Origin of the sequence: Streptomyces sp. NPDC012794 (genome assembly GCF_042901085.1) — a bacterium.
Classification (GTDB): Bacteria; Actinomycetota; Actinomycetes; order Streptomycetales; family Streptomycetaceae; genus Streptomyces.
The window spans coordinates 1-25932 of the sequence record NZ_JBIBCI010000015.1; the positions used below are offsets into that span (position 1 = coordinate 1).

The 25932-nt window shown below is 72.7% G+C and carries 20 protein-coding genes; 7 read left to right on the plus strand and 13 right to left on the minus strand.

Annotated elements, in window-relative coordinates:
• Window positions 1-600: 600 nt before the first annotated feature.
• The 3 genes from ACFY7H_RS24995 to thyX all read right to left on the minus strand — a co-directional run bounded on the left by ACFY7H_RS24995 (window position 601) and on the right by thyX (window position 4267).
• Window positions 601-2286, minus strand: coding sequence for a ribonuclease J (locus tag ACFY7H_RS24995; protein WP_388941795.1), 1686 nt, complete (start codon window positions 2284-2286; stop codon window positions 601-603).
• A 113-nt stretch (window positions 2287-2399) separates the two neighbouring features.
• A complete protein-coding gene (dapA, locus tag ACFY7H_RS25000; RefSeq protein WP_388941797.1) occupies window positions 2400-3299 on the minus strand; it encodes a 4-hydroxy-tetrahydrodipicolinate synthase in 900 nt (299 codons plus the stop codon).
• Between the two features lie 227 nt (window positions 3300-3526).
• Window positions 3527-4267 (minus strand): FAD-dependent thymidylate synthase, encoded by a 741-nt coding sequence (gene thyX, locus ACFY7H_RS25005; protein WP_388941800.1) that lies wholly within the window; start codon window positions 4265-4267, stop codon window positions 3527-3529.
• 251 nt (window positions 4268-4518) lie between these two features.
• Between thyX and ACFY7H_RS25010 the strand changes: the two genes are divergently transcribed.
• The gene (locus ACFY7H_RS25010; protein ID WP_388941803.1) at window positions 4519-4770 is read left to right on the plus strand and encodes a hypothetical protein; all 252 of its coding nucleotides are present in this window, start codon (window positions 4519-4521) and stop codon (window positions 4768-4770) included.
• Between the two features lie 48 nt (window positions 4771-4818).
• Window positions 4819-5370 carry a PH domain-containing protein gene (locus tag ACFY7H_RS25015; protein WP_388941805.1) on the plus strand — a complete coding sequence of 184 codons (552 nt, stop codon included), beginning with the start codon at window positions 4819-4821 and terminating at the stop codon, window positions 5368-5370.
• Between the two features lie 73 nt (window positions 5371-5443).
• On the opposite strand, the gene ACFY7H_RS25020 is transcribed toward ACFY7H_RS25015, so the two are convergent.
• From ACFY7H_RS25020 to eccD, 6 genes are all read right to left on the minus strand, one after another.
• Window positions 5444-5887, minus strand: coding sequence for a hypothetical protein (locus ACFY7H_RS25020; RefSeq protein WP_388941808.1), 444 nt, complete (start codon window positions 5885-5887; stop codon window positions 5444-5446).
• Window positions 5888-5903: 16 nt separating this feature from the next.
• The gene (dapB, locus tag ACFY7H_RS25025; RefSeq protein ID WP_388941811.1) at window positions 5904-6656 is read right to left on the minus strand and encodes a 4-hydroxy-tetrahydrodipicolinate reductase; all 753 of its coding nucleotides are present in this window, start codon (window positions 6654-6656) and stop codon (window positions 5904-5906) included.
• Between the two features lie 31 nt (window positions 6657-6687).
• Window positions 6688-8067, minus strand: a complete 1380-nt coding sequence (locus ACFY7H_RS25030) for a M16 family metallopeptidase (RefSeq protein ID WP_388941814.1) — start codon at window positions 8065-8067, stop codon at window positions 6688-6690.
• Window positions 8064-10286, minus strand: a complete 2223-nt coding sequence (locus ACFY7H_RS25035; protein WP_388942153.1) for a polyribonucleotide nucleotidyltransferase — start codon at window positions 10284-10286, stop codon at window positions 8064-8066. The genes ACFY7H_RS25030 and ACFY7H_RS25035 overlap by 4 nt, the downstream gene beginning before the upstream one ends.
• Window positions 10287-10571: 285 nt before the next feature.
• Window positions 10572-10859: a 30S ribosomal protein S15 gene (gene rpsO, locus ACFY7H_RS25040; protein ID WP_007266917.1), complete on the minus strand. Its 288-nt coding sequence runs from the start codon at window positions 10857-10859 to the stop codon at window positions 10572-10574.
• 171 nt (window positions 10860-11030) lie between these two features.
• Entirely contained in the window at window positions 11031-12530 is a 1500-nt protein-coding gene (gene eccD, locus ACFY7H_RS25045; RefSeq protein ID WP_388941817.1) for a type VII secretion integral membrane protein EccD, read from the minus strand.
• 217 nt (window positions 12531-12747) lie between these two features.
• Between eccD and eccCa the strand changes: the two genes are divergently transcribed.
• Together eccCa and ACFY7H_RS25055 are read left to right on the plus strand one after the other, a co-directional pair.
• Window positions 12748-16728: a type VII secretion protein EccCa gene (eccCa, locus tag ACFY7H_RS25050; protein ID WP_388941820.1), complete on the plus strand. Its 3981-nt coding sequence runs from the start codon at window positions 12748-12750 to the stop codon at window positions 16726-16728.
• Between the two features lie 120 nt (window positions 16729-16848).
• Complete coding sequence (locus ACFY7H_RS25055) at window positions 16849-17082, plus strand: DUF397 domain-containing protein (protein WP_388941823.1); 234 nt, start codon at window positions 16849-16851, stop codon at window positions 17080-17082.
• A gap of 90 nt (window positions 17083-17172) precedes the next feature.
• Here the strand turns inward: ACFY7H_RS25055 and ACFY7H_RS25060 are convergent, their stop codons facing one another.
• From ACFY7H_RS25060 to eccB, 4 genes are all read right to left on the minus strand, one after another.
• The gene (locus tag ACFY7H_RS25060; RefSeq protein WP_388941825.1) at window positions 17173-17484 is read right to left on the minus strand and encodes a WXG100 family type VII secretion target; all 312 of its coding nucleotides are present in this window, start codon (window positions 17482-17484) and stop codon (window positions 17173-17175) included.
• A gap of 43 nt (window positions 17485-17527) precedes the next feature.
• The gene (locus tag ACFY7H_RS25065) at window positions 17528-17875 is read right to left on the minus strand and encodes a hypothetical protein (protein WP_388941828.1); all 348 of its coding nucleotides are present in this window, start codon (window positions 17873-17875) and stop codon (window positions 17528-17530) included.
• Window positions 17876-18088: 213 nt separating this feature from the next.
• Window positions 18089-19303, minus strand: coding sequence for a type VII secretion-associated serine protease mycosin (mycP, locus tag ACFY7H_RS25070; RefSeq protein WP_388941831.1), 1215 nt, complete (start codon window positions 19301-19303; stop codon window positions 18089-18091).
• An 11-nt stretch (window positions 19304-19314) separates the two neighbouring features.
• Window positions 19315-20895 (minus strand): type VII secretion protein EccB, encoded by a 1581-nt coding sequence (gene eccB, locus ACFY7H_RS25075; RefSeq protein ID WP_388941834.1) that lies wholly within the window; start codon window positions 20893-20895, stop codon window positions 19315-19317.
• A 240-nt stretch (window positions 20896-21135) separates the two neighbouring features.
• Between eccB and eccE the strand changes: the two genes are divergently transcribed.
• From eccE to ACFY7H_RS25090, 3 genes are all read left to right on the plus strand, one after another.
• A complete protein-coding gene (gene eccE / locus ACFY7H_RS25080; RefSeq protein ID WP_388941837.1) occupies window positions 21136-22410 on the plus strand; it encodes a type VII secretion protein EccE in 1275 nt (424 codons plus the stop codon).
• Complete coding sequence (locus ACFY7H_RS25085) at window positions 22407-23129, plus strand: hypothetical protein (protein ID WP_388941840.1); 723 nt, start codon at window positions 22407-22409, stop codon at window positions 23127-23129. The genes eccE and ACFY7H_RS25085 overlap by 4 nt, the downstream gene beginning before the upstream one ends.
• 159 nt (window positions 23130-23288) lie before the next feature.
• Window positions 23289-25913: an SCO5717 family growth-regulating ATPase gene (locus tag ACFY7H_RS25090; protein WP_388941843.1), complete on the plus strand. Its 2625-nt coding sequence runs from the start codon at window positions 23289-23291 to the stop codon at window positions 25911-25913.
• The last annotated feature ends 19 nt before the right edge of the window (window positions 25914-25932 follow it).

Below are 25932 nucleotides of genomic sequence, written 5' to 3' on the forward strand. Positions count from 1 at the left end.
GAAAGAGCGGGTCAGCCACGGTCGGAATAAGACCGACTGACCACAACGTCCTCGCTGTGTTTTGTTGCCTGCAAGCATCACCCGAAGGCGACCCCACAGGTCTTTTTCAAAGGAACCTCATCCACCGGAGTGGACGGGGTATCAACTTCTGGCGTTGATTTTTGGCACGCTGTTGAGTTCTCAAGGAACGGACGCTTCCTTTGTACTCACCCTCTCGGGCTTTCCTCCGGACTTTCGTTCTGTTCTTCGTTCTTGCGTTTCCGACTCTATCAGACTCTTTCGTGTCCGATTTCCTCGGCGCCTTCGAGGTTCTGCGCTTTCGCGCTTTCCCTTTCCGGCGGCTCCGACTCTATCAGATTCTTTTCCGTGTCGTTTCCGACCTGGTTTCGAATTCCGATGGCCTTCGGGGGGCCTTTCCCATTCGGGCGGATCAGACTTTATCAGGTCTCCCTGAGTGCTGATTGCCACCCTCTCGCGTGCGGCAACGGGCACACGTGTGAGCCCGGTCCTTGCGAGGTGGAGCCGTAAACGTACTGGAGCGGGGCCCCCGGATGCAAATCCGGTTGCCCCGCTCCCGTGGGGTCGCTACGTATGCCGAGGTCAGACCTCGACCACGACCGGGAGGATCATCGGGCGGCGGCGGTAGCTGTCCGACACCCACTTGCCCATGGTCCGGCGGATGAGCTGCTGGATCTGGTGCGGCTCCGCGACGCCGTCGGCCGCGGCGCGGGCGATGGCTTCCTCGATCTTCGCGCTGACCGGCCCGAAGGCCGAGTCCTCGATACCGGAACCGCGGGCCTGGATGTTCGGGCCGCTGACGACCTTGCCCGTGGTGCTGTCGACCACGACGTAGACCGAGACGATGCCCTCGTCGCCGAGGATGCGACGGTCCTTGAGGGAGGCCTCGGTGACGTCGCCGACCGAGAGGCCGTCCACGTACACGTAGCCGGCCTGGACCTTGCCGGAGATCCGGGCCTTGCCGTCGATCAGGTCGACGACCACGCCGTCCTCGGCGATGACGATGCGGTCCTTCGGGACGCCCGTCATGGCGCCGAGCTCGGCGTTGGCGCGCAGGTGGCGCCACTCGCCGTGGACCGGCATCAGGTTCCGCGGCTTGCAGATGTTGTAGAAGTACAGCAGCTCGCCGGCGGAGGCGTGGCCGGAGACGTGGACCTTGGCGTTGCCCTTGTGCACGACGTTGGCGCCCCAGCGGGTCAGGCCGTTGATCACACGGTAGACCGCGTTCTCGTTGCCCGGGATCAGGGACGACGCCAGGATCACGGTGTCGCCGGGGACGATCCGGATCTGGTGGTCGCGGTTCGCCATCCGGGACAGGGCCGCCATGGGCTCGCCCTGGGAGCCCGTGCAGACGAGCACGACCTCGTCGTCCGGCAGGTCGTCGAGGGTCTTGACGTCGACGACGAGGCCGGCCGGCACGCGCAGGTAGCCCAGGTCACGGGCGATGCCCATGTTGCGCACCATGGAGCGGCCGACGAAGGCGACGCGACGGCCGTACTCGTGGGCGGCGTCCAGGATCTGCTGGATGCGGTGCACGTGGCTCGCGAAGGAGGCCACGATGATCCGCTTCTGCGCGCCCGCGAACACTCCGCGGATCACGTTGGAGATGTCGCGCTCCGGCGGGACGAAGCCCGGGACCTCGGCGTTCGTCGAGTCCGAGAGGAGGAGGTCGATGCCCTCTTCGCTCAGACGCGCGAAGGCGTGCAGGTCGGTGAGGCGGTTGTCCATCGGGAGCTGGTCCATCTTGAAGTCGCCGGTGGCGACGACGAGACCCGCACCGGTGCGGATGGCGACGGCCAGGGCGTCCGGGATGGAGTGGTTGACGGCGATGAACTCGCAGTCGAAGGGGCCCAGGTTCTCGCGCTCGCCCTCCTTCACCTCGAGGGTGTAGGGGCGGATGCGGTGCTCCTGCAGCTTGGCCTCGATGAGCGCCAGCGTCAGCTTGGAGCCGATCAGCGGGATGTCCGGCTTCTCCCGGAGGAGGTACGGAACGGCGCCGATGTGGTCCTCGTGACCGTGGGTGAGGACGATGCCCTCGATGTCGTCGAGACGGTCCCGGATCGACGTGAAGTCCGGCAGGATCAGGTCGATGCCCGGCTGCTCCTCCTCGGGGAAGAGCACGCCGCAGTCGACGATCAGCAGGCGGCCGTCGAACTCGAAGACGGTCATGTTGCGGCCGATCTCGCCGAGGCCGCCCAGCGGGGTGACCCGGAGGCCGCCCTTGGGAAGCTTGGGCGGCGGGCCGAGTTCAGGGTGCGGATGGCTCAAAGGTTCTCCTTCACCACGCGCGCCACGTACCCCTCAGGCACGTGGCGCGCATGTCATTCGTGCACTTGCTCTTGTCTGTTTCGGTCTTGCTTATTCAGTTGTGAAGTCTGTTGTCAGAGCTGTACCCCGCCCGCGGCAAGATCGATCTTGAGCTGGGCCGTCTCTTCGTCGGTCAGGCCGATGAGGGGCAGGCGCAGCGGGCCCGCGGGCAGGCCCTGGAGGGACAGGGCGGCCTTGGTGGTCATGACGCCCTGGGTGCGGAACATACCCGTGAAGACCGGGAGCAGCTTCTGGTGGATCTCCGTGGCCTTCTGGACGTCGCCGCCGAGGTGGGCCTCGAGCATCGCGCGCAGCTCGGGGCTGACCACGTGGCTGACGACGGAGACGAAGCCGACGGCGCCGACCGACAGGAGCGGCAGGTTCAGCATGTCGTCGCCGGAGTACCAGGCCAGGCCGCTCTGGGCGATGGCCCAGCTGGCGCGCCCGAGGTCGCCCTTGGCGTCCTTGTTGGCCACGATCCGGGGGTGCTCGGCCAGCCTGACCAGCGTTTCCGTGTTGATCGGGACACCGCTGCGGCCGGGGATGTCGTAGAGCATGACCGGCAGGCCGGTGGCGTCGGCGATGGCCGTGAAGTGCTGGAAGAGGCCTTCCTGCGGTGGCTTGCTGTAGTACGGCGTCACGGCGAGGAGACCGTGGGCCCCGGTGCGCTCGGCCTGGCGGGCCAGCTCGAGGGTGTGGCGGGTGTCGTTGGTGCCGATGCCGGCCACGACGTGGGCGCGGTCGCCGACCGCCTCCAGTACGGCTCGTACGAGGTCGTTTTTCTCCGCGTCGGTGGTGGTGGGCGACTCACCGGTGGTGCCGTTGACGATCAGGCCGTCGTTGCCTGCGTCCACCAGGTGGACGGCGAGACGCTGCGCGCCGTCGAGGTCAAGTGCGCCATCAGCCGTGAACGGCGTGATCATGGCGGTGAGGACCCGCCCGAAGGGGGTCTGCGGAGTCGAGATCGGAGCCATGGGTAACACGCTACTCGCTGCCATGCTCGCGATGTCCCCTCGGGGGACGTCAACAGGCGGTGCCGCCCGGCGGGAGCCGGGTGGGTGTGGGATCCCGGCACTGCCTGCTCGGGGGTTCAAGCAGTGCCGGGTCCGTTTGATCAGCCTAGATGAACTTTACGAAACGCCGCAATACGGACACTTGGGACTTGTCCCAGCACATGTGTACGCCAGCCGTGCATCAGCCCTTACGGGGCAACGCGACCGTTGGCGTTGAAGGCCGCGTAGGTCAGCGGCATGAGCTTCGCCCAGTGCTGCTCCATCTTCTCGCCGACCATCTCGATCTCCCGCTGCGGGAAGGACGGGACCTTCGCCAGCTCGTGCTGGGTGCGCAGACCGAGGAAGTGCATGAGCGAGCGGGCGTTGCAGGTGGCGTACATCGAGGAGAAGAGTCCGACCGGCAGGACCGAACGGGCCACCTCGCGGGCCACGCCGGCCGCGAGCATCTCCTGGTACGCCTCGTAGGCCTGACGGTAGGAGTCCTCCATGACGCGGCCCGTGAGCTCCAGCTGCGCCTCGGTGCCCTCGACGAAGACGTACTTGCCCGGGCGGCCCTCCTGGACGAGCTTGCGCTCGGCGTCGGGGACGTAGAAGACCGGCTCCAGCTCCCTGTAGCGGCCGGACTCCTCGTTGTAGGACCAGCCCACGCGGTGGCGCATGAACTCCCGGAACACGAAGATCGGCGCGCTGATGAAGAAGGTCATCGAGTTGTGCTCGAAGGGGCTGCCGTGGCGGTCGCGCATCAGGTAGTTGATGAGGCCCTTGGAACGCTCCGGGTCCTTCTGGAGCTCCTCCAGGGACTGCTCGCCGGCCGTGGAGACGCGGGCGGCCCACAACACGTCGCTGTCGGTGGCGGCGTGCTTCACCAGCTCCACCGTCACGTCACTGCGGAAGCTAAGTTTCGGGTCTGAGGCGGCGGTGTCGCTCACACGGGGTCCTTCCGAACGGGTCTTTCGAGGGGCGCGCCCACTCTACGGCGGATCGGGCGGACGCCCCGACCGGCCACCGCCCGGGCCGCCAGGCGGGCGGTGAGCTGCGCGGGGCTGACGGGCAGCCACGAATTCTGCTCGATGTCCCGAAATCGGGCACCCATCGGGCCGTTCGTTCGTCTGACCGGGAGAAAGCACACCATCCGTCAAGACCGGGCCAAGAGCCCTCGACCCCGAGGAGAGCCGCCACCGTGTTCCGCCGGCGCGAACCCGTTCCCTTCGCCTTCGTCGCCGAGGCCGAGCGTTTCCGAAGCAATGTCACTCCGCCGCCGCGCGAGAGTCCGAGCGTCACCCAGATCACCGCCCGTAGTCTGGTCGGACTGACCGTGGTGGCGGGGCTCGTGGGCTCGCTGCTCTTCGGCATGCCCGCGCTGCGGCCGTACCAGGCGTCCGACCGGCCCGCGGGGACGGCGCAGCAATCCGAGGTGTCCGGAGGGCGGTAGCCTCTCGGGCACAGCCCAACCGAACGTGCATGTGAGTGAGGTCCTGCCGTGCCCCTGCCCTTCTTGACGGCCGACGGCGTCTTCGACGCACACGAGGACGAAGCCCTCCCCCATGTGGATCCCGAGCGCTGGCGCCGCCCCTACCGGCCCGGCCCCTGGCGGGTCGCCGGTGCGGCGGTGATGCTGCTGCTCTCGGCCTTCATGCTGCTGGCCACGGTGATCATCGCCTTCGCGGGCACCTGGACGGGTGCCGGCATCGCCGGGGCCGCCTCGCTGGCCGTGGTCGGCTCCGCGCTGCGGCTCCTGCGCGCGGGCGTGTGGGTGAGCCCCGCCGGGCTGCGCCGGGTCGGGTTCTTCGGGACCCGGTCCATCGCCTGGAGCGAGATCGAGAAGGTCCGCACGGTGCAGCAGCCGGTGCGCTGGCTGGGGCTGCCTCGGACCGTGCAGGGGCAGGCGCTGACGGTGGACGCGCGCGGCCGGGAGCTGACGGTGCTGCTGACCGACCACAGCGCCGACTTCCTGGCGCGGGGCGAGGCCTTCGACCGGGCCGCCGCACAGCTGGAGGCGTGGGCCGACGCGTACCGGGCGGTGCCCGCCTGACGGTCGGGAACGGCACGAGGGCCCGTACGGGGATCGTCCTGTACGGGCCCTTCCGTGTTCCGCGTCCGTGCGGCTACGCGCGCGCCTGGTGCAGGGCGATGGCCCGCTGCATGGCCTTGCGGGCCCGCGGGGTGTCGCGGGCGTCGTGGTAGGCGACGGCGAGGCGGAACCAGGTGCGCCAGTCCCCCGGGGCGTCCTCGGTCTCCGCCTTGCGGCGCGCGAAGACCTCGTCGGCGGAATCGCGCAGGATCCGGCCGTACTCGTCCCGTTCCAGTTCGTCGGCGGGCAGACCGCCCTCGGCTTCCAGCTCGGAGGCGAGCTGGTTGGCCCGGGTGACGAAGCGGGTGTTCATCCAGAGGAACCAGATGCCGATGACCGGCAGGACCAGCACGGCCGCACCGAACGTGACGGTGAGCCAGGTGCCCTGCTGGATCAGCAGCAGGCCCCGGCTGCCGACCAGGACGAAGTAGACGACCAGGACGGCGGCCGTGACGAGGTAGGTGATCTTCGCGCGCATGGGTGTCACTGCCTCATCAGCCGAGGTCGAGGAAGTTTTCCAGGCCGAAGGTGAGGCCCGGGGTCTGCGTCACGCGGCGGGCGCCGAGCAGGATGCCCGGCATGAAGCTGCTGTGGTGCAGGGAGTCGTGACGGATGGTCAGGGTCTCGCCCTCGCCGCCGAGCAGCACCTCCTGGTGGGCCAGCAGGCCGCGCAGGCGGATGGCGTGGACCGGGACGCCGTCGACGTCGGCGCCGCGGGCGCCGTCGAGGGCCGTGGCGGTGGCGTCGGGCTGGGCGCCGAGGCCGGCCTCGGCGCGCGCGGCCGCGATGAGCTGGGCCGTACGGGTCGCCGTGCCGGACGGAGCGTCGGCCTTCTTGGGATGGTGGAGCTCGACGACCTCGACGGACTCGAAGTAGCGGGCGGCCTGGGCGGCGAACTTCATGGTGAGCACGGCGCCGATGGAGAAGTTCGGGGCGATGAGCACACCGGTCTCCGGGGAGGCGGCCAGCCAGGTGTTCAGCCGGGCGAGGCGGTCCTCGTTCCAGCCGGTGGTGCCGACCACGGCGTGGATGCCGTGGCTGACGAGGAAGTCCAGGTTCCCCATCACCGAGTCGGGGGTGGTCAGCTCGACCGCGACCTGGGCTCCCGCCTCGGCCACCGTCTCCAGCTTGTCGCCCCGCCCCAGGGCCGCCACCAGCTCCATGTCCTCGGCGGCCTCCACGGCCCTGACCGCCTCGGAGCCGATGCGGCCCCGGGCGCCGAGGACTGCCACGCGCAGCTTGCTCATTGTTGCTTCCTTAGGGTGCGTGCGTACGGTTCTAGGCGACCGCTTCGTCGAGGCGGGCGGCCTGCTTCTCCTTGAGCGGGCCGATCACCGCCAGCGAGGGCCGCTGGGCCAGTACATCCCGGGCGACCGCGCGGACGTCGTCCGGGGTCACCTCGGAGATGCGGGCCAGCATGTCGTCGACGGACATCTGGTCGCCCCAGCACAGCTCGCTCTTGCCGATGCGGTTCATGATCGCGCCGGTGTCCTCCAGGCCGAGGACGGTGGAGCCGGAGAGCTGGCCGACGGCCCGCCGGATCTCCTCGTCGGTGAGGCCTTCGGAGGCGACGGTGTCGAGCTCCTGGCGGCAGATCCTCAGCACGTCGTGGACCTGGCTGGGCCGGCAGCCGGCGTAGACGCCGAAGAGGCCGGTGTCGGCGAAGCCCGAGGTGTACGAGTACACGCTGTAGGCCAGGCCGCGCTTCTCGCGGACCTCCTGGAAGAGCCGGGAGGACATGCCGCCGCCCAGGGCGGTGTTCAGTACGCCCATCGCCCAGCGGCGGTCGTCGGTGCGGGCGAGGCCGGGCATGCCGAGGACCACGTGGGCCTGCTCGGTCTTGCGGTTGACCAGGTCGACGCGGCCGGCGGTGCGGATCCGCTTGGTGCCGGTGCGCGGGCCTACGGGCCGGGCGTCGGTGTGCTTGAGGGCGCCGGCCTTCTCGAATGCCGCGCGGACCTGGCGTACGACCTTGTTGTGGTCGACGTTGCCGGCGGCGGCCACGACGAGGCGGGTCGGGTCGTAGTGCTTCTTCCAGAAGCGGCGGATCCGGTCGGCGCCGAGGGCGTTGATGGTGTCGACGGTGCCGAGGACGGGGCGGCCGAGCGGCGAGTCCCCGTACATGGTCTGGGCGAACAGGTCGTGGACCACGTCACCCGGGTCGTCCTCGGTCATCGCGATCTCTTCGAGGATGACGCCGCGCTCGGCGTCGACGTCCTCCTCGCGGATCAGCGAGCCGGTCAGCATGTCGCAGACCACGTCGATGGCGAGCGGCAGGTCCGTGTCGAGGACCCGGGCGTAGTAGCAGGTGTACTCCTTCGCCGTGAAGGCGTTCATCTCGCCGCCGACCGCGTCGATCGCGGAGGAGATGTCGAGGGCGCTGCGCTTGGCGGTGCCCTTGAAGAGGAGGTGCTCCAGGTAGTGGGTGGCGCCGTTGAGACTGGGCGTCTCGTCGCGCGAGCCCACGTTGGCCCAGATGCCGAAGGTGGCGGAGCGGACGGAGGGCAGCGTCTCGGTGACGACGCGCAGTCCGCCGGGCAGGACCGTGCGCCGGACGGTGCCGATGCCGCTGCGGCCCTTGAGGAGTGTTTGGGTACGGGCGACGGCCCGCCCCTCCGAAGAGGGGCGGGCCGTCACACGGGAACTACGCGACGTCACTTGTCGGAGTCGTCCTTGTCGGCCTCGGCGGTGTCGGCCTCGCCCTCGATCACGGGGACCAGGGAGAGCTTGCCGCGCTGGTCGATCTCGGCGATCTCGACCTGGACCTTGGTGCCGACCGCGAGCACGTCCTCGACGTTCTCCACGCGCTTGCCGCCGGCGAGCTTGCGGATCTGCGAGATGTGCAGCAGGCCGTCCTTGCCGGGCATGAGGGAGACGAAGGCACCGAAGGTGGTGGTCTTGACGACCGTACCCAGGTAGCGCTCGCCGACCTCCGGCATGGTCGGGTTGGCGATCGCGTTGATCGTGGCGCGGGCGGCCTCGGCGGCCGGGCCGTCGGAGGCACCGATGTAGATGGTGCCGTCGTCCTCGATCGTGATCTCGGCGCCGGTGTCCTCCTGGATCTGGTTGATCATCTTGCCCTTGGGGCCGATGACCTCGCCGATCTTGTCCACGGGGATCTTGACGGTGATGATCCGCGGGGCGTTCGGGGACATCTCGTCCGGCGTGTCGATCGCTTCCATCATCACGTCGAGGATGTGGAGGCGGGCGTCGCGGGCCTGGGTCAGGGCCGCGGCCAGGACGGAGGCCGGGATGCCGTCCAGCTTGGTGTCGAGCTGGAGGGCGGTGACGAACTCCTTGGTGCCGGCGACCTTGAAGTCCATGTCACCGAAGGCGTCCTCCGCACCGAGGATGTCGGTGAGGGCGACGTAGTGGGTCTTGCCGTCGATCTCCTGGGAGATCAGGCCCATGGCGATACCGGCGACGGGGGCCTTGAGGGGCACACCGGCGTTCAGCAGCGACATGGTCGAGGCGCAGACCGAGCCCATGGACGTCGAACCGTTGGAGCCGAGGGCCTCGGACACCTGGCGGATCGCGTAGGGGAACTCCTCGCGGGTCGGCAGGACCGGCACGATCGCGCGCTCGGCGAGCGCGCCGTGGCCGATCTCGCGGCGCTTGGGGGAGCCCACGCGGCCGGTCTCGCCGACGGAGTACGGCGGGAAGTTGTAGTTGTGCATGTAGCGCTTGCGGGTCACCGGGGAGAGGGTGTCCAGCTGCTGCTCCATGCGGAGCATGTTGAGGGTGGTGACGCCCAGGATCTGGGTCTCGCCACGCTCGAACAGCGCCGAACCGTGCACGCGCGGGATGGCCTCGACCTCGGCGGCGAGGGTGCGGATGTCCGTCAGGCCACGGCCGTCGATGCGGACCTTGTCCTTGATGACGCGCTCGCGCACCAGGGCCTTGGTCAGGCTGCGGTAGGCGGCGGAGATCTCCTTCTCGCGGCCCTCGAAGGCCGGGAGGAGCTTCTCGGCGGCGATCTCCTTGACGCGGTCCAGCTCGGCCTCGCGGTCCTGCTTGCCCGCGATGGTCAGCGCCTGGGAGAGCTCGCCCTTGACGGCGGCCGCGAGGGCCTCGTACACGTCGTCCTGGTAGTCCAGGAAGACCGGGAACTCGCCCTCGGGCTTGGCGGCCTTGGAGGCCAGGTCGGCCTGGGCCTTGCACAGGACCTTGATGAAGGGCTTCGAGGCGTCGAGGCCGGCGGCCACGACCTCCTCGGTGGGCGCCTCGGCGCCGCCCTTGACCAGGGCGATGGTCCGCTCGGTGGCCTCGGCCTCGACCATCATGATCGCGACGTCGCCGTCCTCCAGGACGCGGCCCGCGACGACCATGTCGAAGACGGCGTCCTCGAGCTCGGTGTGCGTCGGGAAGGCCACCCACTGGCCGCGGATCAGCGCGACGCGGACGCCGCCGATCGGGCCGGAGAAGGGCAGGCCGGCCAGCTGGGTGGACGCGGACGCGGCGTTGATCGCGATGACGTCGTACAGGTGGTCCGGGTTGAGCGCCATGATGGTGGCGACGACCTGGATCTCGTTGCGCAGGCCCTTCTTGAAGGAGGGGCGCAGCGGGCGGTCGATCAGGCGGCAGGTGAGGATCGCGTCCTCGGAGGGGCGGCCCTCGCGGCGGAAGAACGAGCCGGGGATCTTGCCGGCCGCGTACTGGCGCTCCTCGACGTCCACCGTCAGGGGGAAGAAGTCGAGCTGGTCCTTGGGCTTCTTCGACGCGGTGGTCGCGGACAGCACCATCGTGTCGTCGTCCAGGTAGGCAACGGCGGAGCCGGCGGCCTGGCGGGCGAGGCGGCCCGTCTCGAAGCGGATGGTGCGGGTGCCGAAGGAGCCGTTGTCAATGACGGCCTCGGCGTAGTGGGTCTCGTTCTCCACTAGCGTTTTCTCCATTTTCGTCGTCTCCGTCCGCCACCCGTGTGGTGGTGGACGGTTGCGGAGAAGCGCTCCTGGCGTGCGGGCCGGTCTTCGATCGAAGCACCCGGTCTCGGCCCCTCCGACGGGGCTTTCCGGATGCCACTACCGAGGACCGGCGGCGTGGGAGGGCGCTCCTCCTCTTCAGTTGTGCGCTGTGCTCCAGACTACAAAGCGTCCGGTACGTCGCGCACGTACGGCAAAGGGAGCGGCCCCATCGGTGTGGGAACCGCTCCCTTCACAGTGTGCTTACTTGGCGCCGGCCGCACCGCGGCGGATGCCGAGGCGCTCGACCAGCGTACGGAAGCGCTGGATGTCCTTCTTGGCCAGGTACTGCAGCAGGCGGCGGCGCTGGCCGACCAGGATCAGCAGACCACGACGGGAGTGGTGGTCGTGCTTGTGGGTCTTGAGGTGCTCGGTCAGGTCCGAGATGCGGCGGGAGAGCATCGCGACCTGGACCTCGGGAGAGCCGGTGTCGCCCTCCTTGGCACCGAACTCGGCGATGATCTGCTTCTTCGTAGCGGCGTCGAGCGGCACGCTTACTCCTCGTGTAGGTCTTCGTGGCCACCGAGTGCCCCAGGTCGAATTCTCTGGGGAGCTTCCGTAACTCGGGAGGCGGGGTCCGCTGAGCGCTGTCTCCAGAGGACTCCGGGGACGCGTACACAAACGGCCGTCACACAGCGTACCAGGCTGCCGGGACTCGACGTCTCAGCTGGTGAGAGAGCGGGCGCGGCCGTAAACGTCGAGCACGGCCAGGGCCAGCGGCACCAGGGCGAGCAGGACCGCGGCCTCGGTGAGGTCGAGCAGCCTTCCCCAGAAGGGTGACAGACCCCTGCGGGAGATGACAAGCGAGATTCCGGCGAGGAGGGCGGCGCCCGCGGCGACGGCGGCCGAGAGCCAGACCGTACGCAGGTCCAGGCCGCCGCGGTCGTGGTAGCGGGTGAGCTCGAACACGAGATCGGCCGGCGGGTGCAGGGCCAGGCCGAGGACCAGCAGCCCGACGGCGGCCAGGCCCGCGGCCAGGGCGCAGACCACCTGGGAGGTGTAGCGGAAGAGGCGGGCCCGCATCAGCATCGCCAGGCCGGTGGCCAGGGCCAGCAGCCGGCCCCAGGTGCCGTCGGAGAAGCCGAGGATCGCGCAGGCTCCCACGGCGACGGCCGCGCACCCCCCGACGAGGCCGAGCAGCATCTCGTGGCCGCGCCGCGCCTGGGCGGCGATGGCCTCGGCGTCGAGCGGGGCCGTCTGCTGGTCGTCCGCGCCCCGGTCGGCGTACGGGTCGGCGTCGTAGTGGTCCGGGGCCCCGTATCCCGGGGCGGCGCTCCGCGGGGCGGCGTACCCGATGGGCAGCCGGGCGAAGCGGGCGGAGAGGCCCGGCAGGAAGGCGACGAGCCCGATGGCGACGGGGGCGCACACGGCGGCGGCGGCCGTGGCGGAGGCATCGGCGGCGATGGCGCCGAAGGCGGCCAGGGTGCCGGTGGCGGCGAGGAAGGTGGCGGCGACGAAGGGGGCGTCCCCGTCCGGGGCGAGCGCGGTCAGCGCGACGGAGGCGATCAGGACGCAGGCGCAGCCGAGCAGGAACTGCAGCCGCCCGGGTCCCTGGCCGGCGCCGGCGGCGACGATGCCGGCGCCGGCGATCAGCAGGTGGGGCAGGGCGCCGAGGCCGAGCGCGACGGCGGAGCCGCGGTCCCGGTAGACGCGGGCGCGCACCCCGGCGGCGGCGGTGAGCAGGAGGCCGACGGCGCCGGCGATGATCCCGGGGAGGCCGTGCATGTCGTGCCGGACCGGGTCGGCGTACCAGAGGACGAAGCCGAGCAGGACGAGCAGCAGCGCGGCGCCGGCCAGGCCCGCGCCGCGCAGCATGTCGTCGCTCCAGCGGTGCCGGTCGCGGACGACGGCGGAGGCGACGGCGTCGGAGACGTCGTCGAAGACCGCCGGCGGCAGGGACTCGGCGAAGGGGCGCAGGATGAGCACCTCGCCGTCGAGGACCCGCTGGGCGGCGAGGGTGCGGGCGCCGTCGAGGACGGTACCGGAGCGGCGGACCAGGTGGAAGCCGGTGGGGGCGCCGACGGGCTGGGTCTGGCCGGTGAGGCGCAGCAGTTCGGGATAGACGTCGGCGACGGCGATGTCCTCCGGGAGGGCGACGTCGATGCGGCTGTCGGGTGCCACGACGGTGACCCTGCAGAATCCGGTCGCCTCGGCCGTACTCACCTCTGTGACCCTCCCGTTGGCGCCGCCCCGCCGCGGCGGGGGCCCGTTCGCGGATGCGCGTGACGCGGGCGTCACCCTACCGGGCGGCCGCCCGGTCCAAGGCAAGTAGGATCGCCGTCCGCGTCGGGCGCCGGGTGGCGGAGTGGCCCCGGACGTCCGGGACTTGGGGGCGCCGGCTGCGACGTCCCGCCTGTTTTTTCGAGGGATTGATGCTCCGGTGAGCCAGATCGTCGTCAAACGCCCGCCGCGGGCCCTGCCGCCCGAGGTCCCTTCGGACGAGCTGAGGCTGGAGGCGCCGCCGGAACTCCCCCGGGGGCAGCAGGAGGGCATGCTGATGCAGCTCCTGCCGATGCTGGGCATGGGTTCCTCGGTCGTCTTCTTCTTCATGCCGGGCGCCGCGCCTTTCATGCGCGTCATGGGCGTGCTGATGCTGGCGTCGACGGTGGGCATGGTCATCGCCCAGCTGGTGCGCCACCGGCGCGGTACGCAGGGGCAGATGGCCGATGTGCGGCGGGACTACCTCAAGTACCTCGCGCAGACACGCCGTCAGGTACGCCGCACCGCGCGGGCGCAGCGCGACGCGCAGCTGTACCTGCACCCGGCGCCCGAGCAGCTGTGGTCGGTGGTGGCGGAGGGCTCGCGGCTGTGGGAGCGGCGGGTCGGTGACGCTGACTTCGGGCAGGCCCGGCTGGGGCTGGGCGCGCAGCGGCTCGCTACCGCGCTGGTGGCTCCGGACACGGCCCCGGTGGACGAGCTGGAGCCGTTGGCGGCCGGGGCGATGCAGCGCTTCCTGAAGGTGCACTCCTCGCTGGAGGGGCTGCCGGTGGCGGTGTCGATCCGGGCGTTCCACCACTTGACGGTGGCCGGGGAGGCGGAGTCGGCGCGCGGCGTCGCGCGGGCGATGGTGGCGCAGCTGGTGACGCTGCACTCCCCCGAGGACCTGGTGGTGGCGGTGGTGGCCGCGCCGGGGGCGGTGCCGTCGTGGGACTGGGTGAAGTGGCTGCCGCACACGCAGGTGCCCGGGCGGCTCGACGGTGCCGGGACGAAGCGGCTGTTCGTCGACGACCTGGGGGAACTGGAGGGGCTGCTGGGGTCCCGGCTGGAGGGCCGGCCGCGGTTCAGCCGGGAGGTGTCGCCGGTGCTGGACCAGCCGCACCTGGTGGTGGTCCTCGACGGCGGCATGGTGCCGCCGGACTCGGTGTTAGCGGCGGCCGAGGGGCTCCAGGGCGTGACCGTCGTGGAGGTGGCCGCGGGTGAGCCGGACGAGTCCCCCCGCTTCGCCGGGGAGACCCCTCGGCGCGGGGGGCTGTCGGTCGTGGCGCGGCCGGGCCGGCTGCGGCTGGAGTCGGGCGCGGGGGTCGCGTACGAGGGGGTGCCGGACACCCTGTCGCTGCCCGCGGCGGAGGCCCTGGCCCGGCAGCTGGCGCCGCTGCGCACAGGCGGCGGGGACGACGACGAGCCGCTGCTGGCGAACCTGGACTTCACCGACCTGCTGAACCTGGGTGACGCGGCCCAGGTCGACGTGTCCCGCACCTGGCGGCCGAGGTCGGCCGGCGAGCGGCTGCGGGTGCCGATCGGGGTGGGCGAGGACGGTGCGCCGGTGATGCTGGACCTGAAGGAGGCCGCGCGGGAGGGCATGGGCCCGCACGGGCTGTGCGTGGGGGCGACCGGTTCGGGCAAGTCGGAGCTGCTGCGCACGCTGGTGCTGGGGCTGGCGGTCACGCACACCTCGGAGACGCTGAACTTCGTCCTCGCGGACTTCAAGGGCGGTGCCACCTTCACGGGCATGGGGCAGATGCCGCACGTCGCGGCCGTGATCACCAACCTGGCGGACGACCTGACGCTGGTCGACCGGATGGGCGACTCGATCCGCGGCGAGCTCCAGCGCCGGCAGGAGCTGCTGCGTTCGGCGGGCAACTACGCGAACATCCACGACTACGAGAAGGCCCGCGCGGCGGGTGCCCCGCTGGAGCCGCTGGCCACACTGGTGCTGGTCATCGACGAGTTCAGCGAGCTGCTGACCGCGAAGCCCGACTTCATCGACATGTTCATCCAGATCGGCAGGATCGGCCGCTCGCTGGGGGTGCACCTGCTGCTGGCGTCGCAGCGGCTGGAGGAGGGCAAGCTGCGCGGCCTGGACACGTACCTCTCCTACCGGATCGGTCTGCGCACCTTCTCGGCGGCGGAGTCGCGGACGGCGATCGGGGTGCCGGACGCGTACCACCTCCCGTCGGTGCCCGGATCGGGCTACCTGAAGTTCGGCACGGACGAGATGACCCGCTTCAAGGCGGCGTACGTCTCGGGGGTCTACCGCTCGGGCGGGCCGGACCCGGCGGTGGGGACGTTCCCGGTGGAGCGCCGTCCCGCGCTGTTCACGGCGGCTCCGGTGCCGGTGGTGTACGCGGCCCCGGACCCGGCGGACCCGGCGGAGCGGCCGGCGCGGGAGGACGACGCCCTCGCGGACACGGTGCTCGACGTGATCGTGGGCCGGCTGGAGGGGCAGGGCGTACCGGCGCACCAGGTGTGGCTGCCGCCGCTGGACCGGGCGCCGTCCCTGGACCAGCTGCTGCCGGCCCTGGCGCCTTCGGCGGAGCGCGGGCTGCACGCACAGGGGTACACGCGGCCGGGCGGGCTGGTGGTGCCGCTCGGGCTGATCGACAAGCCCTTCGAGCAGCGGCGCGAGGTGCTCTACCGGGACTTCTCGGGCGCCGCGGGGCACATGATGGTGGTGGGCGGTCCGCAGTCGGGCAAGTCGACGCTGATGCGGACGCTGATCTGCTCGTTCGCGCTCACGCACACCCCGCGCGAGGTGCAGTTCTACGGGCTGGACTTCGGCGGGGGCGCGATGTCCTCGGTGGCGGAGCTGCCGCACGTGGGCGGGATCGCCTCCCGGCTGGATCCGGAGCGGGTGCGGCGCACGGTCGCGGAGGTGGCGGGGATCCTGGCCCGCCGGGAGGAGTTCTTCCGGGCGCACGGCATCGACTCCATCGGCACCTACCGGCGCCGGCGCGCGGCGGGGGAGCTGCCCGGCGAGGCGTGGGGCGACGTGTTCCTGATCGTCGACGGCTGGGGCGGCTTCCGCGGCGAGTACGAGGGCCTGGAGGCGGTGGTCACGGACATCGCGGCCCGGGGTCTCGGCTACGGCATCCACGTGGTGGTGACGGCGGCCCGGTACATGGAGGTGCGGGCGGCGCTCAAGGACCAGATGCCGGGCCGGCTGGAGCTGCGGCTCGGCGACGTGATGGATTCCGAGTTCGACCGGCGGGTGGCGGCCAACGTGCCCGCGGGGATGCCGGGGCGCGGCCAGGTGCCGGAGAAGCTGCACTTCCTGGGGGCACTGCCGCGGATCGACGGCTCGCACGACGCGGAGACCCTCTCGCGGGGCACCGAGGAGTTCGTCGCGGCGGTGCGCGCGGGCTGGGCGGGCCCCTCCGCTCCCGGGGTGCGGCTGCTGCCGCGGCTGCTGCACGCGGACCGGCTGCCCAAGGGCGGGGAGTTCCCCGAGCGCGGGATCGCGATCGGCATCGACGAGACCGCCCTGGAGCCGGTGTTCGTCGACTTCGAGAGCGACCCCTTCTTCCTGGTGTTCGGCGAGAGCGAGTCGGGCAAGACGAACCTGCTGCGGCTGATCGCGCAGCAGATCGCCCAGCGCTACCGTCCGGACCAGGCCAAGCTGGTCGTCGGTGACTACCGGCGCGGGCTGCTGGGGGCGCTGCCGGAGGAGTACCTGCTGGAGTACGCGCCGATGGCGAACTCCCTGCGGACGCACATGGAGGCGCTGGTCGGGGTGTTCTCGCGCAGGCAGCCGCCGCCGGACGTCACCCCGCAGCAGCTGCGGGACCGCAGCTGGTGGACGGGCCCGGACGTGTTCATCGTGATCGACGACTACGACCTGGTCGCCACCAGCCAGGGCAATCCGCTGGCGCAGCTGGTGGAGTTCCTGCCGTTCGCCCGGGACACCGGGGTCCGGTTCGTGATCGCGCGCAGTTCGGCGGGGGCCTCGCGGGCGATGTACGAGCCCTTCATGCAGCGGATCAAGGAGCTGGGGGCACAGGGCGTGATCCTGTCGGGCGACCCCTCGGAGGGAGAGCTGCTCGGCAGTGTCCGCTCCCGCCCGATGCCCCCGGGCCGCGGCTACCGCGTATCGCGCCGGCGCGGTACCTCACTGGTCCAGCTGGGCCGGATGCCGGGGCTGTAGGGCCCGGCCCGCGGGAGCTCCCGGTGATCGGGCGGAAACGGCTCCCCACGGGGCCGCGTTGCGCCGATAATCGGCAGCGAAGACCGAGCAGCACCGCACGACCGACGGGAAGGGCCGCACATGGGCACCCAGCAGGAGAAGGACGAGCTGTACGCGCTCGACATCAGCGACGTCGAGTGGCAGGGGCCGCCCGGGACCAACCCGGACGAGGAGCGGGTGGAGATCGCCAAGCTGCCCGAGGGGGCGGTGGCGATGCGGTCCTCGCTGGACCGTGAGACGGTGCTGCGCTACACGGCGGCCGAGTGGGAGGCCTTCGTGCTCGGAGCCCGCGACGGGGAGTTCGACCTCACCTGAGGCCCCCGAGGCCCCGGAGGCCCTCGGGCCGGGTACGGCGAAGGGGGCGCGCCCCGTCCGGGGCGCGCCCCCTCGGCCTGCCGGGCGGGCTCAGAAGGCCTCGGTGAACAGGCGCGAGGCCTTCACGTCGGTGACGCGGTAGTCGCCCTTGCCGCGCTCGATGAGCTGGGCGACGGACTCCAGCTGCTTCTGCATGTGGTCGGCGCGGGCGTGGTACTTCTTCTGGAGGTCGAGGTAGGCGACGTGCGCCTCGCCGTCCCAGGTGTCGGTGACGGCCTTCACGGCCGACTCCATCTCCTCCAGGTCCTTGAGGATGTTCTTGGAGACGACGCGGATGCGGTCCGCCATCTGCTGGACGCTCTCGTACCGTACCCGGGTGTGGCCGTCTTCGTTGCCTGCCATGTCCTTCTCCTTCGGGCTTGGGGCGGGCGGGGGCGGGCGGGCGTCAGATGCTGTCGAGGCCCGAGCGGCCGCCGGTCCCGGCACGCGCGCCGGCGTTGATGGTGTGGAACGCCGCGCGGACGTCCTCGTCCTGTGCGTTGGTCAGGTTCTTCGTCTGCGCGACGGCGTCGTGGAGGACGGTGAGCAGCCGGCGGATCTCGTCGTGGTCGAGGTTGAGGTCCGACTGGGCCTTCCGGAAGCCGCCCGCGCCGACACCGGTCCAGCCGGCGTGCGCGGTGGCGAGGATGTCGGCCAGCTCACGGGCCTGCCTGGTCACGGCGTTGGCCGTCTCGGAGATCTTGTTGGCCGCCTTGACGACCGGATCGTCCGCGAGTCCGAAATTGTTCGTCATCCGAAGCTCCTCACTTGTCAATTCCCCGGCAGAACGGGCGGATTGCGTGGCGGAGCGGATGCCGGGAGCGCCAATCCACGGCGATCGCACCGGACTTACCCCTCCGCTTCACACGGATCCCCGATCACAGTCGTGAAGCCTGGCGTCACTCTAGTCAGTCCGGTTGACCCGCCCAACACCACTGGCCCGCTCGCGCGGCCGCCGGTGCGCCGTTCACTGCAAACGGTTCCGGCGGCCGCGTCGGGCATCGCGTACGACGGTCGCGGCGCCGGCGATGGCGGCGATGAGCACCCCCGCGGCCCCCAGGGCGTACGTACCGATCCGCTCCTCGCGCTCCTGCGGGGTCTCCGACGTCGCGAGGGCCGCCGCGCGCGGTGCGGCCGCCGGGGGCGGGCCGGGGTCCGGGACGGGGGGCCTGGGGGTCCCCCGATCGTGGGTGACGGCCCGCACGGGGTCCACCACCCCCCAACCGACGTAGTCATCGCGGCCGTTGACGGAGCGCTCGGCGGTGTTCTGGATCTGCCAGACCACCTCCTGCGGGGTCCACTGCGGGTGCTGGGCGCGCAGCAGGGCGGCGACCCCGGCGACGTAGGGGGCGGAGAAGCTGGTGCCGCTGTCGACGCACTGGCCGAAGCCGGGGACGGTGGAGACCATGTCGACGCCGGGGGCGGCGATGCCGATGAAGTCACCGGGCTGGGAGAAGGCGGCCCGTTCGTTGTTGCGGTCGGAGGAGGCCACGGCGAGGACTCCGGGGAAGGCCGCCGGGTAGGTCCTGCGCTTCTGCCCGTTCAGACCGTCGTTGCCCGCGGACGCGATGACCACGGCCTTGGCGGCGAGTGCCCGCTGGACGGCCTTGCCCAGTTCGGAGTCGGCGGTCAGCGGGGCGTCGGTGTCCTGGGAGATGTTGATGACGTCGGCGCCCTTGGCGACGGCGTGGTCGACGGCCTGCGCCAGGGTGGCCGCGTTGCCGTTGCCCTGACCGTCGTTCTGCCGGATGGGGATGACGGTGGCCTCGGGGGCGAGGCCGACGAAACCGGTGCCCTGCTGGGGGCGGGCCGCGATCAGCCCGGCCACCTTGGTGCCGTGCCCGACGGAGTCGTTCGTTCCGTCGCCGCCCTTGGTGTCGACGAAGTCGCGGCCCGCACCGGTGTCGAGGGCGCCGGACAGCTGCGGGTTGGCGCGGTCCACGCCGGTGTCGATGACCGCGACCCGTACCCCCTTGCCCTTGGTGCGCGCCCACAGGGCGTCCAGCATCACCCGCTGGAGGGCCCACGGCCGGTCGGCGATCTGCGTCTTCATCGGGAAGGTGCACTCGCCCGCGCCGTCCAGGGCGAGGCCGTACGGGGACCCCGGCGCGGACGCCGCGGCGCCGAGGGCGACCAGGACGAGGGCGGCGGCCGCCGCGGCGGCGCGGGAGGGCGGCGACATGGCGGGCTCCCTCACGAGCCCTGCGGCTGGCGGGCGGAGTTGGTGTCCAGGCGGGGCCCCTTGGAGAGGAACTCCGACCAGGCGATCGGCACCATGGCGGGCACGATCCCGCCGTAGCCGAGCCGGACCTGGGCCTGGATGGGCTCGGGCCGGCCGTCGCCGGTGCCGCCCTGCGCCCGCGGGGCCGGCGCCCCGATCCCCGGCTGCTCGGCGTCGCTGTCCCCGTTGGCCTGGACGGCGTACCGCAGGCCCGTGTCGGTGACCAGGAACAGGGCCCCGCCGGCGGTGGTCTGGCGGCCCCGGACCTGGGTGTAGAGCAGGCCCGTGCCGGGGGTGACGTACGAGCTGGTGCCACTGGCGGCGATGTCGACGGGGAAACCGGTGCCGGCCCAGGTGCTCAGCGTCTGGTCGCCCTGGCCGTCGACGGAGCGCAGGACGTTGCACACGGTGTCGCGCCGCTCGCCGCCCAGGGCGGCGCCGGGGGTGTCCGCGACCCGGTTGACCTGGGCGCCGCGGCGGCGGGGCCACTTGGCGTCGTTCTTGAAGGGGGGCGCGTCCGGGTTCAGGGACTGCAGGTCGGTCTGGCGGGCCTCGCCGTGCATGCCGAGGCCGCCGGCCGCGGGCGAGGAGATCAGCAGCCAGGCCACGAACTCCGAGACCGGGGCGATGCGGTCGGGCAGCACCACGTAGTACTGGGTGCCGGAGCCGGTCTGCGCGGTCAGCACCATGCCGACCCTGCCGGCGCCGTTGCCCGGCCCCGGGGCGGCGGAGGCCGCTCCGGGGGTGCCGGGGAGCTGCGGAAAGGCCAGGTCGTCACCGGGGTCGAGGGTGGCCAGCCACTCCTCGGTCACCGGCTGCGGGGTGGCGCCGGTGCCGACCAGGGCCGTCGTGAGGGTCGCGGAGTCCGGCCGGCCCTCGGGGAACTTGTACTTCCGGCCGGCGGAGTCGACGAGGTAGCGCTCCTTGGCCCCGCCGGTGCTCTGGACGTACAGCACCTGGGTGTCGGTGGTGCGGTTCGCGTCGTCCATCAGGCCCGCCTCCCGGTCGGCGAGGACGAAGGCCGCGGTCTGCACGCCGCGGTTGTTGCCGCCGGGCTGCTGGCACACGGCCCAGCGCTTGGGCCTGGCCGCGTCCGCCGCGGCGGGGAGCCGGTCGGGGGCGTAGGGGATGCCGATGACGGGGCCGCGCGGGGGCCTGCCCGCGTCCAGCACCTTGTCGTCGACGTGGACGACCTTGGACTTGCGGGGGTCGAGCAGCAGCCGCGCCGAGGCCAGGTTCAGCACGGGGTGCAGCCGGGCCTGGTCCTTGCCGTTCACCCTGGTGGTCAGCACCACGTACCGGGTCGTCGACTGCTTGCCGACGACGACCATGGCCCCGGGCTCGTTCCACCCCTTGGGGGCCTGCGGTCTGAACATGCCCCAGGCGCCGAAGCCCGCGACCAGGAGCGCACCGGTCACCACTCCGGGCAGGACCGCGCGCAGCGGGCGGGGGGCGCCCTCCTCGGTACCGGTGGCGGAGGGCTGGAGGAACGCGGCCACGGTGCGCCGCTTCGCAAAGGTGTACGCGTTGAGCTCATCACGCCGTGATGCCATGACCGCCTGCTTCTCCCCCGCGCGGCCCGGCCGGCGGGGCCGCTCCCCGCGCCGTGGTTGTCGGACCGGGGACCTACTATGCCTCTTGACGGAGGGTCAGCAGGTGCCGGTTGGGCCGGCCGCCCCTCCTGACCGGGGTTTCCAGGCTGTTGGGGTGGATGTGGGGAATCCGGTGCCGGGCGGCCACGCCCCCGCGGCACGGACTCCGTGGCTCCGCCCCCGAGTTGGGGAGGTGCGCGAGTGAGGCCCACCGCGACGGCGCCGCGGGCGGCCACGGCCGCACCCGGACACGGCGGGGTCACGCCGCGGCCGCGGTCGGGCCCGGGCCGCTTCGGGCCGTTCCGACTGCAACAGCTCGTACTTCTCCAACTGGCGGCCGCCGCGCTGCTCGTGGCCCGGGCGGTCGAACCGCTGCTGCTGGTGCCCGCCGGCATCCTGGCCGTGGTCCTCGCCCTGCTCGCCCTCGTACGCCGCCGCCGGCGCTCCCTGCCCGAATGGATCGGCGGCGCCCTCGCGCTGCGCGCCAGGCGGCGCAGGGCCGCCTCCTTCAGCGTGCCCGCGGGCACCGAGCCGGGACTGGCGCCGCTCGTCGAGGCCGATCCGGCACTGCGGACCACGGCCTTCGGGGACCGCGACCGACGCCCGGTCGGGCTGGTCGGCGACGGGACCTTCCTGACGGCCGTGGTCCAGGTGGACACGGACGCCACCGCGCTGCGGCCCGACCGCACGGAGCGGCCGCTGCCGCTGTCGCTGGTCCGGGACGTCCTGGAGGTGGACGGCATCCGCCTGGAGTCGGCGCAGCTGGTCCAGCACACCCAGCCCGCCCCGGCCCCGCACCTGCCGCCCCGGTCGATGGCGACGCTCAACTACGCGCCCCTGCAAGCCCGTACGGGCACCCCGGCGGTGCGGCTGACGTGGATCGCGCTCAAGCTCGACCCCGAGCTGTGCCCGGAGGCCGTCGCCGCGCGCGGCGGTGGGCTCGCGGGCGCGCAGCGCTGCGTGGTGCGGGCGGCCGACCAGCTGGCCAGCCGGCTGACCGGGGCCGGCTTCCGGGCCACCGTGCTGACGGAGCAGGAGCTGACGGGCGCGCTGGCGACCTCCTCGTGCGCCAACCCGATGGCGATCACCCAGGCGGGGCGTTCGGCGAGCACCGGCCGGCGCACGGAGGAGACCCCGCGGACCTGGCGCTGCGACGACCGGCGCCACACCACCTACTGGGTAGACCGCTGGCCGCAGCTGGGCGGCGCCGGGGCCGGGCTCCCCCAGTTCGTGGCGCTGCTCACCTCGCTGCCGGCCCTGGCGACCAACTTCAGCCTGACGATGGCCCCGGCCGGGCGGCGGGGCGTGACGCTCACCGGGCACGTACGGGTCACCGGACGCAGCGACGAGGAACTGGTCGCGGCCCGGCGGGAACTGGAGCGGACCGCGCGGGGCGTGCGGACCGGGCTGGTACGGCTCGACCGGGAACAGGTGCCGGGGCTGCTGGCCTCGCTGCCGCTGGGAGGAGCGCGATGAACGGCGCGGTACGCGGCGGGGTGCGGGGCGGCTTCGGGCTGATCGGCCCCCGCCGGGAGCGGCACGTGGTCCCCGCGGCGGACCTGGACGCGCTGGCGCTGCCCGTCGCGGACGACGGGGTCGTCATCGGCGTGGACGCCGGGGGACGGCCGGCGGTGCTCGGCGTGAACCGGCCCACGCCGTACGAGGTCACGCTGATCGGCGGGCTGTGGACCGCCCAGGTACTGGCCCTGCGCACGGCCGCGACCGGGGCCCGGGTCGCGGTGGAGACCGGGCGGGCGCCCGTGTGGTCCGCGCTGGCCCGGGCGGCCGGCGGCGGACAGCCGTGCGTGACCCTGCACGACGTGGGCCGGGTCCCGCCGCAGGGCGCCTCGGCGGGGAGCCCGGTGCTGGTGGTCCGGGACTGCGGGATGCGGCCGCCGAGGGGACGGGTGGCGGCGGGGCCCTGGCAGTCGGTGCTGACGCTGCTGCCGTACCTGAGCCCGGCCGCGCCCCGGCTGCTGCGGAACGCGTCACTGGCCGGGGTGCAGCGGGTGTCGCCGGAGGAGGCGGCGCGGATCGGGGTGCTGATGCGGCTGCCGGGGACGGTGGTGGAGTCGCTGCCCACCCTGGGGGACGGGGTGACGCTGTGGTGCACGCCGGGGGACCGGAAGTTCGTGATGACGCAGGGCACGGAAGCGGAGACCGGGCTGCTCGGTGCGGCGCGGCGCATCGACTGACGCGGTGCGTGATGACGGTTGCCCCGGGCCTGAGCGGCCTGTAGGCAGGAGTACGGGGGCGCGACCTCCGGGGCTTTCGGGCGCGGGGCGCGATTAGGCTGGGCGCGGGCGCGGCGTCGAGGTGGGCGCCGACCGGTGTTCGACAGACCAGGAGGACCAGTGAGCGGCGATCGGAACGAGAGGCGCGGCGGGACGTGGGACGTCCCGACGGACGATCAGTCCGACGCGGAGCCCGAAATGACGGGCGAGTTCACCATCGACTACACCCCGCCGGCCTGGTACACCCAGGGCGCTCCCGCGCCGGCCGCGCCGGTGGCGGGGCCGCCCGGGCTGCCCGAGGGCAGTGGCTTCGAACCCCACCGCCCGGCGGACGTGGTCTCGGCGCCGACGATGCGGATCGCGCCGGCGTCGCAGCGCCCGGCCGACGCCGGCGCGCCGTCGGCGCCCTCGGCTTCATCGGTGCCGTCCGCGTCGGCCGACCCGTTGGCCGCCTTCCCGGCACAGGGCGGGGACCCGTCGGGGGCGCCCGCGTTCCCCGCGCAGGGGACCCCGGAGCAGGGTCCCGCGTTCCCCGCGCAGGGGGCCGGGGCCCCGGGCCCGCATGCCGAGGAGGCGGGGCGTCCCGACGCGGCTGCGGCTCCGTACACCACCCCGGCCGGGGCCCCGGCGGCGGGCACGGCCGGGCCGGCCGGCGCGCCGGATCCGGAGGCGCTCGCCGCCGCGGGCGAAGCGGGACCCGCGGAGCCGTCCGCCGCCCGGCAGGACGCGGGCGCCGCCGAGGCGCCCCGGGGACCGGCGCCGCTGCCCGCGCTGCCCGCGGACACCCCGGCGGGCTTCCCCGCCGCGCCCGCGCAGGCGGAACCCCCGGCGCCGTTCGCGGTGCCCACCGTGGCCCCCATCGCCGTGCCGGCCCCGTTCGCCGAGGAGGAGCCCCCGGCCGGGGACGCGGCGGCGCCCGCGCTGCCCGAAGCCCCGGCGGGGCCGGCCGCACCGGTCGCCGCGTCCGGACCGGCCGGGCCGGACGGGGCCGCGGCCCGGGCGGAGGCGGCGCCCGCCGCCGCGCCCGCTCCGGTGGACGCCGTACCGCCGGGGTTCGCGGCCGCCGCCGGGGAAGCGGCGCCCGCGCCCGTGCGGATGCCCACCCCGGCCGAGGGAACTCCGGTCCCCGGTCCCGCGGATACTCCGTTCGGGGGACCCGGCACCGAACTGCCGCCGCTGCCGCCCGCATTCGCCTCCTCGGGCGCGCCCCAGGGCTACGGCTTCCCGCCCTCCGCCCCGGAACAGCAGCCCCCGGCGCAGCCCGAGGCGCCCCAGGGCTACGGCTTCCCGCCCGTCTCCCCCGAACTCCAGCCGCAGGCACCGGCACCGCAGCCCCCGCAGGGCTACGGCCTCCCGCAGCAGCCCCAGCCGCCGCAGGCGCGGCCCGAGGCGCCCCAGGGCTACGGCTTCCCGCCCGTCTCCCCCGAAGCCCAGCCGCAGCCACCGGCACCGGCACCGGCACCGCAGCCCCCGCAGGGCTACGGCCTCCCGCAGCAGCCCCAGCCGCCGCAGGCGCAGGCGCAGTGGCAGCAGGGTTCCTACCAGCAGCAGCCCCACCCCGGCCAGGGCCCCGGCGCTCCGCTCGGTTACACCGCCGCCGTGGAGCTCTCCTCCGACCGCCTGCTCCGGGCCAAGCAGAAGCCCAAGCCCGCCCGCTCCGGCTTCCGCTTCGGCGGCAAGGCGGCCGAGGCCGACCGCCAGCGCAAGCTGGAGCTCATCCGGACCCCGGTGATGTCCTGTTACCGCATCGCCGTCATCAGCCTCAAGGGCGGCGTCGGCAAGACCACGACGACCACCGCCCTCGGCGCCACCCTCGCGACCGAGCGCCAGGACAAGATCCTGGCCATCGACGCGAACCCGGACGCCGGCACCCTCGGCCGCCGCGTCCGCCGCGAGACCGGCGCGACCATCCGCGACCTGGTCCAGGCGATCCCGTACCTCAACTCGTACATGGACATCCGGCGGTTCACCTCGCAGGCCCCCTCGGGCCTGGAGATCATCGCCAACGACGTGGACCCGGCGGTCTCGACGACCTTCAACGACGAGGACTACCGCCGCGTCATAGACACACTGGGCCGCCAGTACCCGATCATCCTGACCGACTCCGGCACCGGACTGCTCTACTCCGCCATGCGCGGCGTCCTGGACCTGGCCGATCAGCTGATCATCATCTCCACGCCGTCCGTGGACGGCGCGAGCAGCGCGAGCACGACGCTCGACTGGCTCTCGGCCCACGGCTACGCCGATCTCGTCTCGCGTTCGATCACCGTCATCTCCGGGGTCCGCGAGACCGCCAAGATGATCAAGGTCGAGGACATCGTCCAGCACTTCGAGACCCGCTGCCGCGGCGTCGTCGTGGTCCCGTTCGACGAGCACCTCGCGGCCGGCGCCGAGGTGGACCTCGACCTGATGCGGCCCAAGACGCGCGAGGCGTACTTCAACCTGTCCGCCCTGGTCGCGGAGGACTTCGTACGCGCCCAGCAGCAGGCCGCGCAGGCCCACTGGGGCGCGCCGCAGGGCCACCAGCCGGTGCCGCACCCCCAGCAGCAGCCGCCTCACGCACAGCCGCAGGACCCGTACCAGCAGCCCCCCGGTCAGCAGCCGCAGGGCCAGCCCCCGTACGGGCAGCAGCCGTACCCGCAGCCCGGCCAGCCCTGGCAGCAGCCCCCGGCCGGGCAGCAGCCGCCGGCCGCCCAGCCGCAGCAGTACCCCGGGCAGCCCCCGCGCGACCCGCGCCTCGGCTAGGGGACCCGGACACGCGGAA